Annotated in this window: 1 protein-coding gene and 1 pseudogene; one reads left to right on the top strand and one right to left on the bottom strand. The window is 56.6% G+C overall.

Going from position 1 to position 459, the window contains the following annotated elements; all coding sequences use genetic code 11:
* Positions 1-197: ribbon-helix-helix domain-containing protein (locus tag D3D01_RS22810; RefSeq protein ID WP_121513872.1), on the bottom strand; the 197-nt coding region annotated here is incomplete at its 3' end.
* A 114-nt stretch (positions 198-311) separates the two neighbouring features.
* Here D3D01_RS22810 and D3D01_RS22805 point away from each other — a divergent pair.
* Positions 312-459, top strand: a pseudogene (locus D3D01_RS22805) (IS1595 family transposase); the annotation flags it as partial.

Raw genomic sequence — 459 nt, 5'->3', positions numbered from 1 at the left:
GCGAGCGTCTCTTCGGACAGCTGCACCGATGGGTTCAGCCAGTCGCGAAGAGCGTCTCGAATTGCCTCCGACCGAGAGGTGTACCCACGTCGGGCGAACTCTTCGTCGATGGCGTCAACCATTGCAGTAGGGACTCGGACATCGATTTTCGTGGTCCCACCGTCGTCGTTTCGCCCGTCGTCGGTATCAGTGCTCATATGCTGTGAGACGTGTGTCTCACAAATAAGTCCTCTGTACGAGCCAGAGTCGCTCTTATGTAGAGCTGATGAACGACCGTGTAGTTACGGTGAACGAGCCGAAATCATGAGGTTATGTCTCAGACTCAGCCAGCGTTCGGTGGAATGCTTCGCCAGCTCGTTGATCTTGGATTGTTCGAGTTGGACACCGAGCCGCTCGATGCCCTCATCGAGCGGCGACTCAAGCAGTTCTGGGAGTATACCACGTGTCCTCGCTGCGGCC

The organism is Haloarcula sp. Atlit-7R (assembly GCF_003666065.1).
Classification (GTDB): Archaea; Halobacteriota; Halobacteria; order Halobacteriales; family Haloarculaceae; genus Haloarcula; species Haloarcula taiwanensis.
This window is presented reverse-complemented; position numbering and strand designations above follow the sequence as displayed.